Genomic DNA, 6,312 nt, shown 5'->3' on the forward strand with positions numbered 1-6,312 from the left:
AAAATCAAGCCTCTTTTTCGAGACATCCCGATTAATTTTGTCCATATGGAACCTGAGCGCATGGAGAGCCCTCGTGCGCTGCGTTCGCGCGCGAAGGTCGCGCAATGCGCCACGCCGTTCCACTTAATCCGCGACTGCCGGTTCGGCCATTCCGATATTCGAGACGCTTCTCGTTGGCGCCAGCCATTGAACGGCAAGCGGCGCGCGGTCCTGCAAGGCGAGTGCGTCGGGACTTGCTTGGAGGCCAACAGGCGACCAACGCCAGGAAGACGTCACGTGCGGTGGTATCTGAGCGCAGTTCTTTGCCTTGCTCCGAAAGCGACCGAATTGCTGCGCAGCAGCGAAATGACGCGAAGGGTCATTCGCGACCGATCCAGCCGGTCCTGACTGCCATTTGATGTCCGCTTTGACCTGAAAGCGACCTGATTGTTGCGCGCACGCGAAAGCGACGCGAAGCGAACGAGGCCGACATTGCAGGATTCCTGCGAAGCCTGGAAAAAGCGCATGCTCGCATTTCCCCAGCGAGCTTTGCACGGGGCTCGATATGTACGCGCATCCACCGCTCGCCAGCGATCCTCATACGTGAACATTCCGATCGCTGGCGTCGGCTAGGCCATGTCGGCGGACATCCCCTCCTCTACACAAGGTTGATTTTGTTGCGGTCTGTGGAGACGGGCTGAAAAGCCACGGTCCAAATCCACGGTATCGCGCCACGCGATCCAGAGCGCGGATAGCTGGACGGCTGAAGGCTCCTGACGTGGCACGATGAGAAGAATAGTCACGAGCATGTTGGCTGGCGCAGCTTTGGCTGTTGGAGCGGCGTGCCGGCTGGCTTCAATTCGACCATCGCGGCATCGACTCCTATTGGCTGCATCGACGAGCTACCCTAAAGAGGTTCGGCGCCTTGTTCCCCAAAGCCCCTCAAATGGGGCTTTTTCCTAAGAGGTCCAACAATGATTGACGTTCTCCGCGAGATAGTTGAACAGGCAGTCCTCGATCTTCTCGATCGTGAGTACGCTCTTGTTCGCAGGAACGTGCATGAGCAAGCCATCTGTAACCGATTGGCGCGATACGTCGAGGTTGCAAAGGACACACACGGGCTTGCGCAATACTATGTCGATGTCGAATACGATCGGAACGGCTACCGCAGGAGACAATTTACAATGCTCAGACTGGCCAGCCCATAAACATTGTCTGCGATCTCCTCTTACATAGTCGTGGAGAGCAACCGGTCGACAATCTCATTGCCCTAGAAATGAAGAAAGCCTCGGGCAAGCCACAAGACAAGCAAAGCGACCGTGAAAGACTTCAGGCCTTAACTACAGCCCGACCCCACGATGCGCCGCCCGGACACGTATGGGACTATAAGATTGGGTACTACCTTGAGGTGGACGTGAGAAAGGCTTCGTTGGTCGTGGAAGAGTACGAGGCCGGTAGGTTTACCCAAAGTGCAACGCTAGCATTCGTGAAGGCTGCAGAGCAGGCCTAGAATGTTCACTCTATGAGTCCGTTCCGTTCTTAAAGAACAAATCGGAATCGACCAAATCAGCCCTCGCGAATCCCTAAGAATGCTCTCCCGCAACTTTGGCCATGGGCATGTGACAGCTCTTCTTCGGCATCGTTCTTGAGTTTTGCAATCGTCTTCGGGGCCTAGCTTCCACAGCGGCGTGTCACGCGGCCGACGGATGGCATCCAGCGGCCCGCTCGCCTGGCCTTGCAGCGGGTTGCACTCGACCTCGAGCCAGCCCAGACCGCCATTCATGCATTGGCCGATCGCCGTGCACGGCTGAGCCGGGCCCACCGTAGCCCTCCATGCGCTCGCCCTCGATGACGATCGACCGCTAACCGACACACGCTTATGCCCTTGCCGCGTTCGCCGAGATCTGGACAGAGTTCAAGGGCGATCGCGGCACCAAATCGAAGCCAGTCCCCGGCCCGCACCTCGTCTATGGCTTCCTTACCACCGAGCCGAACGCAGTCGTCGCGCCAATCCATCCCAAGGCTGATGCCGGTGATCCTGACGACTGACGAGGAGCGGGACGTCTGGCTACGCGCGCCGTGGGATGAAGCCAAAGCGCTGCAACGACCCCTGCCTGACGATACCTTGCAGATCGTCTTGCGCGGCCCCGATAAGGAAGACAAGCTCGCAGCATGAATACATCGAGGACGGCCCCCTAGGTAATACAGAAAAGGCTGCCCGGAAGTCACGCAGCAAGCGACAGCACTAAGCGTCCCAATTCCCTCTGCCAGCTCTCCAAAAAAGCAGCCCGGTCGTCAAAACCGGGCTGCCAAGTTGCAGTTGCACAACGCGCCATGGTGGTGAACGTGCGTGCGGCCATGGAAACCTCGCCAGAGCAGGCCGGCTCCGTAATGGACGGGAAAATTCGGCAATTAATTAATTGTATTTAGCAATATAACTGTTATTATTTAATTTCTATTTAATGTCGGTCAGAAAGAAAGGAGACGTCAAATGAAAGTCGGCTTTAGCCTTGCGGCCGTGATCTTGGCCCTCGCTCTGATGACGGTCATCCCGCCCGCGCAAGCCTCCGGCGGTCATAGAGGAGACAGAGACGGCGACTGGCACTGGCACGGACACGGGCACACCAACGGAGCCCCGGGGCCAATCGCCGGCGCAGGCCTTCCGATCCTTGCCATTGGCTACGGTGTGTACTGGCTGGTAAGGCGCCGCCGTAAGCCGACGGACGTTTGATAGTCATCCCTCTGCGAGAACACGCGGCGTTGGCCGTTTGCCAGCGCCGCGTCGCTCCGCCGAGCCGGCCGCGCTCGGCCGGCCCTGGATGCACGAGAGCGGCACTTGCGTGAAGATCACGCCCGAAGGCGCCGAGCTGTTTGCCTGAAAAATCACGGATGTGGCGGACCAGCTACATGGTCAAGAAGGCAAATGACAGGTCGCGTTTTTGATCAACCATTAGGCTGGCTGCTTGTTGATCGGATTATGGGGCCTCAGTTTGCGCGGGAGGCGGCCGGCGGGGCCTACAGTCCTGACGCAGGCGTAGAGGAACGAAGCAGTCGCTCAAGCGTACTTCGACCTAGTCATTGTACGCAAAAATTCCGCAAGCCGGTGTCAAGACTTTCTTCAATAAGGCGCCAGGATTCGGAAAATTTTTGGGAGCCCATCCATGGTCAAGAAGCCGCTCACAGTAGACCCAGGCGATATTCCAGAAACGCTTTGCATAGGAAAAATCAATCTGGCGTCAGGGCCCGGGCCGCTCATGACGCTTACATTAACAAACGTTCGGCCAAAGGTAGGTCCGCTAATCGATTCCAATAAGATTGAGCACGAAAGCATCGTGCGTGCTCGCATTGTCACAACGTTGGACAATTTGATTGCATTGCGAGATCTATTGAATAGTTCGATACGGCAAGCGCCGGATACTTCCGGCAGCAGCGAAGCCGTCGAGGTGCATTGACGGTTGTTGGCCGGACGGATTTGGGAACGCCAAAGATGGGGGCGGGTTTAAGTGCGGCCGTCATCTAGGCGGAGGCCCGAGACAAAGAAGGGCAGAACCATGACAACGTTCCGAACCGACCGAGTTGACGACAACAAGGTGAACATCAAGCGCGCCCCGAACACGCTGGCCGGATCGGTCGCCCGCGTCGACGATCACTGGCGCGTCGAGATCATGTGGAGCGGCCCGGGCGGCGCCATCACCTACGAGGCGACATCACTGCCCCGCGCACTGGCGTTCATAGATGGGGTCGACGCGGCATTCGAACGGGTGATAATGCTCGGGTGAGCGCTAAAGCCGTAGGCCGACAACGCATATGGTAGCCAACGCGCCAGGATAGCCGGCTCACAGCTCGTTCGTCTTTCTGACCGCGATGGCGCGCTCTAATTCCGACGCGGCCAGGCTCAGGTGACCGGCCAGTTCTGCGAAAAACTTCCGTTTGTCCACATCTGTCGCAAGGTCGCGGATCAGAACACACTCTGCAGTGCAACTTCGGAGCTTTTCCAGATGCTCTTGCATGTCTTCCATTCGATTGCTCTCTCAATAAATGCCGCCAACGGTCAGAAATTCGTCGCTCTCGAAACTTACGAGGCGCCGGCCACGTCCGATCGCTCACTAATGATAAGTGCCTGGGAAAAAGCGGCAACAAACGGAGGAACGAAGCCTAAGCTCAACCGCGCGTGCGCTTGGGCCCCTTAGCGGCGCGCTCGGTATGCTGCTATGTGAAGCAGCGATGATTTCAACGTCGGCAACGAATCTTCGAAGCGAACGCAACTCCGACATCTTTCCTGCGAGCACGTTCGTATCTGACGCCAATTGCTCGCAAAGCTCTTGAGCACTGCGTGTTGAAGCGCGCATACCGGCTACCCTTCTTATTTAGAAAGGCACGCAATCTGATGTTGCCGGGAAAGTTCTGCAATTAACTGGGTTGTATATTTAATCTTTTTAACTTATCATTTAACTTCACATTAAATGTAAGTCAGAAATAAAAAGAGAAGCCAATGAAGGGGTTTGGTATAGCCGCCGCGATTTCGGCCCTCGCTCTGACGACCGTCTCCCCGCCCGCACATGCCTGCAATGACAGGGGAAATTGCGAGAATGCGCCCGGTCAGAACGAACACGTCAGCGGAGCCCCGGAGCCGATCGCTGGTGCAGGTCTTCCGATCCTTGCCGTTGGCTACGGCGTCTATTTGTCGATCAGGCGCCGCCGTAGGCCAACAGACATCTAACGACAACGCCCTAAGGAAATTGAAGCGGTCGCTTCTTTAAAGCTGGCGATCGAGCGCGGCTGGCTCTGGACGCATGAGAGCGGCATCTACGTGAAGATCACCCGCAAGGTGCCGAAGTGTTCGCTTAAGACGCCGCTAGCTGAAGCGGCTTTACTTCGTCAGCAAGCTAGAAATGATCGCAGCAATGCCAAACGCGGCCGTACCATCAGCGGCACGAAAAAACGAACCAAGCCAAGAAATTAGAGCGTCGGCGTGATTTAAGCCGACGCTGCGGGAAAGTGTTAAAGATCGTCTCGACCAACTCCTCATTCTCGTAGCCCGAGCTCCGTGCTCGCCACCGTCTCATGTGAGAGGCTGCCGGCTGAGGCGTCGGGGCAGCTCAGTTCAGGACGGTTTCTTGTCCAACGATGATGCTAATCTCAGCCACTCGTCGGCAAGCTCCAACCATCTGTCGAGTCGACTAATCGACTTCTCGGCTTCCTGCCGACAGTTGTCAGCGGTTTTCGGTATCGTTCGGCGTCGGTCCATGGCGGACTCTGCAGCCTTGAGCAGAAATAAGGTAGGACCGCCGTCGAGAGGTTGCAACTTGGGAACCAACTGATTTGTGTAACTTTGAGTAGTTCATTGGTCGGAGCTCTTGTGAAGTGGCGTTTCAGCGTAAGAAGCCGCCCGCGATCGGCACCAAGGTCCACTACCCCGGCTTCGTCGAGCCCGCGTTGGCGACACAGGTTGATCGGGTGCCTTTCGGGCCGCGCTGGATTCACGAGATCAAGTTCGACGGCTATCGCGTCCAGCTTCACATTGCCAATGACGACATCAAGGTATTCACACGGCGCGGAGACGATTGGACTAAGCGCTTCAAGAAGATTGCCGCCGACGCCTACGTGATCAATGCGGGCTCTGCGGTCATTGACGGCGAGGTTGTCGTCCCCTCGCCCGACGGCACCACCGATTTTTCAGTCCTGCAGAACGAGCTGAAAGGCAAGTCTACCAAGATCGTGATGGTGGCCTTTGATCTGCTCTATCTCAATGGCTTCGATCTGCAGAATCTGCCGCTGCTCGAACGCAAGGCACATCTAAAAAGCTCATAGGCGGGACGCCAATTCAATTCAGCGAAAACTTTGGACTCGAAGGACGCGAGATGTACCAGCACGCCTGCAAAGTCGGACTTGAGGGCGTCGTTTCGAAAGTGCGCAATAGCCGCTACGTGTCAGGCCATGGCGCCGAGTGGGTGAAGGTGACTTGCCGCCAGCGTGAGACGCTGACAGTCGCCGGCTTCGCCCTGGATGAGGGAAAATGGGACGGCATCTATCTCGGCCGTCGCAAGGGCAAAGAACTGATCTATGCCGGCAAGGTCGACCACGGCTTCGACAAGGCGTCCTCCGCCGACTTGCAGAAGCGCCTGACGCCGCTGATCCGCAAGACGCAGCCCTACACCAAGCGCATCGCGCACAAAGGCATCTGGGTTGAGCCGAAGCTCTTGGCCGAGATCGAGTACCGGGCCAAATCGGCGGAGGGCAAAGTCCGGCATCCCTTCTGTAGATGCCTGAGTAATTCTCCCCAGAAGTGCCGTTTGAAAAATCCCCAGTTGATCGTGCCGCCCATCCTCAGGG

Annotated in this window: 6 protein-coding genes and 2 pseudogenes; 6 read left to right on the forward strand and 2 right to left on the reverse strand. The window is 57.1% G+C overall.

Going from position 1 to position 6,312, the window contains the following annotated elements; genetic code table 11:
- Both ACZXDY_RS44095 and ACZXDY_RS44100 read left to right on the forward strand, forming a co-directional pair.
- Positions 1 to 387 (forward strand): hypothetical protein (locus ACZXDY_RS44095; RefSeq protein ID WP_464349790.1); only part of this gene is annotated, 387 nt, incomplete at its 5' end.
- 1,476 nt (positions 388 to 1,863) lie between these two features.
- A pseudogene (locus ACZXDY_RS44100) lies at positions 1,864 to 2,155 on the forward strand (SOS response-associated peptidase family protein); the annotation flags it as partial.
- A gap of 49 nt (positions 2,156 to 2,204) precedes the next feature.
- Here ACZXDY_RS44100 and ACZXDY_RS44105 read toward each other — a convergent pair.
- Positions 2,205 to 2,339 (reverse strand): hypothetical protein, encoded by a 135-nt coding sequence (locus tag ACZXDY_RS44105; protein WP_464349791.1) that lies wholly within the window; start codon positions 2,337 to 2,339, stop codon positions 2,205 to 2,207.
- 131 nt (positions 2,340 to 2,470) lie between these two features.
- Between ACZXDY_RS44105 and ACZXDY_RS44110 the strand changes: the two genes are divergently transcribed.
- From ACZXDY_RS44110 to ACZXDY_RS44120, 3 genes are all read left to right on the forward strand, one after another.
- Positions 2,471 to 2,710, forward strand: a complete 240-nt coding sequence (locus ACZXDY_RS44110; RefSeq protein ID WP_464349792.1) for a hypothetical protein — start codon at positions 2,471 to 2,473, stop codon at positions 2,708 to 2,710.
- 430 nt (positions 2,711 to 3,140) lie between these two features.
- Positions 3,141 to 3,431: a hypothetical protein gene (locus ACZXDY_RS44115; RefSeq protein WP_464349793.1), complete on the forward strand. Its 291-nt coding sequence runs from the start codon at positions 3,141 to 3,143 to the stop codon at positions 3,429 to 3,431.
- A gap of 99 nt (positions 3,432 to 3,530) precedes the next feature.
- Complete coding sequence (locus tag ACZXDY_RS44120) at positions 3,531 to 3,758, forward strand: hypothetical protein (protein WP_464349794.1); 228 nt, start codon at positions 3,531 to 3,533, stop codon at positions 3,756 to 3,758.
- A 57-nt stretch (positions 3,759 to 3,815) separates the two neighbouring features.
- Here the strand turns inward: ACZXDY_RS44120 and ACZXDY_RS44125 are convergent, their stop codons facing one another.
- Complete coding sequence (locus tag ACZXDY_RS44125; RefSeq protein WP_464349795.1) at positions 3,816 to 3,998, reverse strand: hypothetical protein; 183 nt, start codon at positions 3,996 to 3,998, stop codon at positions 3,816 to 3,818.
- Positions 3,999 to 5,343: 1,345 nt separating this feature from the next.
- On the opposite strand from ACZXDY_RS44125, the pseudogene ligD reads away from it, so the two are divergent.
- Positions 5,344 to 6,312 (forward strand): annotated as a pseudogene (gene ligD, locus ACZXDY_RS44130) (non-homologous end-joining DNA ligase); the annotation flags it as partial.

The organism is Bradyrhizobium sp. LeoB3, assembly GCF_055456055.1.

Coding starts and splice junctions, on each gene's coding strand:
- ACZXDY_RS44120 (WP_464349794.1), top strand. CDS start 3,531: ATGACAACGTTCCGAACCGACCGAGTTGACGACAACAAGGTGAACATC.
- ACZXDY_RS44105 (WP_464349791.1), bottom strand. CDS start 2,339: ATGGCCGCACGCACGTTCACCACCATGGCGCGTTGTGCAACTGCAACT.
- ACZXDY_RS44110 (WP_464349792.1), top strand. CDS start 2,471: ATGAAAGTCGGCTTTAGCCTTGCGGCCGTGATCTTGGCCCTCGCTCTG.
- ACZXDY_RS44115 (WP_464349793.1), top strand. CDS start 3,141: ATGGTCAAGAAGCCGCTCACAGTAGACCCAGGCGATATTCCAGAAACG.
- ACZXDY_RS44125 (WP_464349795.1), bottom strand. CDS start 3,998: ATGGAAGACATGCAAGAGCATCTGGAAAAGCTCCGAAGTTGCACTGCA.